2 protein-coding genes and 1 pseudogene are annotated in these 3396 nt (G+C 69.4%); 1 reads left to right on the forward strand and 2 read right to left on the reverse strand.

Annotated elements, in window-relative coordinates:
• Positions 1-128 precede the first annotated feature (128 nt).
• The gene (locus CCN39_RS41645) at positions 129-1667 is read right to left on the reverse strand and encodes a sugar ABC transporter ATP-binding protein (RefSeq protein ID WP_086851876.1); all 1539 of its coding nucleotides are present in this window, start codon (positions 1665-1667) and stop codon (positions 129-131) included.
• Between the two features lie 69 nt (positions 1668-1736).
• Complete coding sequence (locus CCN39_RS41650; protein ID WP_086851878.1) at positions 1737-2711, reverse strand: substrate-binding domain-containing protein; 975 nt, start codon at positions 2709-2711, stop codon at positions 1737-1739.
• A 367-nt stretch (positions 2712-3078) separates the two neighbouring features.
• Between CCN39_RS41650 and CCN39_RS41655 the strand changes: the two are divergent.
• A pseudogene (locus CCN39_RS41655) lies at positions 3079-3396 on the forward strand (CapA family protein); the annotation flags it as partial.

Below are 3396 nucleotides of genomic sequence, written 5' to 3' on the forward strand. Positions count from 1 at the left end.
CAGGATCACCAGCGCGATCAGCGTGATGATCAGGCTGGAGTTCTGCACGCCGATGCCGGTCAGCACGCGCCGCGCGGCGCTCGGCTGGGGTGGCGCGGCGGGCGCCGACGTTTCCTTGGTGGGGGTGCTCATGCGCCGATCTCCTGGGCGTCGTCCACGGCTGGTTCGGTTTCGGGGATGGCGAGGGTCAGCACGGCTTCCTCGGTCGCGTCCTCGCGGCCGATCTCGCCGGCGAGGCGCCCGGCGCGCATGACGAGGATGCGGTCGGCCAGCGTCAGGACCTCGGGCAGGTCGGAGGAGATGACCAGCAGCGCGATGCCCTCGGCGGCGAGGCCGTCGATGATCCGGTAGATCTCGGCCTTCGCGCCGACGTCGACCCCGCGCGTCGGCTCGTCGAGGATCAGCAGCTTCGGCCGCCGCGCGAGCCAGCGCGCGAGGACGGCTTTCTGCTGGTTGCCACCGGAAAGCTTGCGGACTTCCTGCTCCATCGACGGCGTCCGCACGCGAAGCTCGCGTACGTACTCCTCGACGAGCGCGCGTTCCTTCGCCCGCTTCACGACCCGGAAGCGGCGAAGACGGTCGAGGACGGCGATGGAGACGTTGTCGCGTACGGACCGCTGCATGAGCAACGCGTCCGTCTTGCGCTCTTCGGGCGCGAAGCCGATGCCCGCTTTGACGGCGTCACCCGGGTTGTGCGCGCGCAGCCGCTTGCCACCGAGCTCCACGGTCCCGGACCGGATCGGCAGGTCGCCGACGATCGCGCGGGCCAGCTCGGACCGGCCCGCGCCGACCAGCCCGGCCAGGCAGACGACCTCGCCCGCGCGGACCTGCAGCGAAATCCCGGTGACGTCGTCGGTCGTGACGTCGTCGAGCTTCAGGACCACGTCACCGGTGTCCTGCGTGACGCGGCGCTCGAGAGCCGAGAGGTCGCGGCCGATCATCATCCGGACCAGCCCGGCCTCGTCGGTCTCCGCGGCCTGCTGGACGCCGACGAGCTTGCCGTCGCGCAGCACGGCGACGCGGTCGGCGAGCTGGAAGATCTCCTTCATCCGGTGCGAGACGTAGACGACCGCGACGCCGCTGTCGCGCAGCCGCCCGATCAGCCGGAACAGCGCCTCGACCTCGTGTTCCGACAGCGACGACGTCGGCTCGTCGAAGGCGATCACCCGCGGCGGCGTGGCCGCGGTGAGCACGCGCAGGATCTCGACGAGCTGGCGCTGTGCGGCGGACAGCGCGACGCCGAGCGTCGCCGGATTGAGGACGCCTTCGAAGCCGTACTCGGCGAGCGCGTCGTGCGTGGCCTTGGTGAGCGTGCGGCGGCTGAACACCCGGGCTTTCGCGGGGAGTTCGCCGACGAAGACGTTCTCCGCCACCGAAACGTGCGGGATGATCTCCGGTTCCTGGTAGATCACGCGCACCCCGGCGGCCATCGCCGCGCGCGGGGTGTCGAAGGTGACCTCGGTGCCGTCCAGGAGGAGCCGGCCGTCGTCGGGGCCCTGGTCGCCGGACAGCACGCGCAGGAGCGTCGACTTGCCGGCGCCGTTTTCGCCCATCAGCGCAAGGACTTCGCCGGAGCGGAACTCCAGCGAGACGTCGTCGAGGGCGGTGACCCCGGAGAAGCGCTTGCCGATGCCCTCGACGGCGAGCGCGGGAGGAGAGCTGGACATGGTCGCCTTCCGTACGGCGGTCGTGCGTGGTGCGGCGGGAACCCGCCGCACCACGCACGAGGGGGGCGGTCAGGTGCAGTTGACGCCGGCCTGCTTGTAGTTGTCCTTGTTGACGATCGTGGTCTTGGCGATCGTCTCGGCGGGCAGTTCCTTGCCGTTCTTCACCTTGTCGACCAGCACCTGGATGGCCGAGCGGCCGACCTCGGCGCCGGAGATGTAGAGCGCGGCCTTGTTGCCGGTGTCCTTGCCGGCGGCCCAGTCCTTGCAGTCGAGGTAGGCGCCGAGCCCGACGCCGATGATGTTGTTCGCCGCGACACCGGAGTTGGCCAGCGCGGTCACCACGCCGGTCTCGTTCTCGTCGTTGCAGCCCCAGACGACCCAGTGCTTGACGCCCGGGTTGGAGCCGATCACCGCGCCGGAGCGGTTCTGCGCGTCGACCGGGGAGTTGTCGGTGCCGACGTCGATGACCGGGACGTCGGCGCCCGCGGACTTGGCGAACGCGGACTTCGCGGCGTTGACGCGGTCGGTGCAGACGGTCAGGTCCTGCTTGTACGCGCTGATGATCTTGGTGTCGGCGGCGGCCCAGCCCGCGGCCTTGAACAGCTTCCCGGCCTCGGTGCCGACCGAGTCGCCCATCTGGCTGCCGTTGAAGCCGACGAACGGGGCCTTCGCGCCGGTGCCGTCCTTGATGACGTCGTCGGAGGCGATCAGCGGGATGCCCGCGCTCTTGGCCTTGTCGATCACCTGCGGGCCGATGGCCTGGTCGGGGACGACGATGGCGACGCCGTTGGCGCCCTGCGCGACCGCGGCGTCGAGTTCGGTGATCGCTTTGTTGGCGTCCTGGCCGAGGTTGACGACCTTGAGCTCGACGCCGAGTTCCTTCGCCTTCTCCTGCGCGCCCTGGGCCTGCTCGACGAAGTACTGCTGGTCACCCTGTTTCTGCAGGTAGTACAGGGTGATCTTGCCGTTGGCGGGTGCCTGCTGCTGCGGTGCCGCGGTGTCTTTGCCCGAAGAGCAGGAGGCGAGCAGCGCGCCGGAAATCAAACAACAACCAACAACGCTCCAGGTCCGGAACCTGTGCGGGTATGTGGACATCGAGTGCTCCCATGGGGGCCGAGGTCGGGTGGGTCGGATCGGGTTCGCGAAGTGACTCGTATTACAAAACACCCGTTCGAGGAGCGTCAAGGCGCAGTTAGCGGAGCGAGACCTACTCTCCGTAGTTCCGTGGTGGCGCGAGTGGGGGTGATTTATCGTATTTTTTCCACTCTGGGCTGCACGTTGTCCGGTTTTGTCTTGTGGCGATGTTCTGATCGGTGTTGTCGACTGTGGTGGAAGTTTCACGGTGGGCGGGATGCCGTCTCTGCCGGATTCGCCCGGCTGGCAGGATGGCCGGACCACGTTAGGGGGACCGATGACGAAGCACCGCGTCGCCGCGCTCGCCGGGGTCGCCGTCCTGGCGGCCGCCTGCAGCGGCCCGTCCCAGCAGCAGGGCCCGGCCCCGACGCCGTTCCCGGACTCGACGGCCTCCTCCTCGGGGGCCGCGCCCGACGGGTCGTTCAGCGTCGTCGCCACCGGTGACGTCCTGATCCACCCGGCGCTGACCGAGCAGGCCGAGGCCGACGGCGGCGGGAAGATCGACTACCGGCCGCTGCTGGCCGGGATCAAGCCGCTGATCTCCGGCGCCAGCGGCGTCTCGAGGTGGCAGATCCCGAGGTCGGCGCCGGAGATC

The organism is Amycolatopsis kentuckyensis (genome assembly GCF_002155975.1).
Lineage (GTDB): Bacteria > Actinomycetota > Actinomycetes > Mycobacteriales > Pseudonocardiaceae > Amycolatopsis > Amycolatopsis kentuckyensis.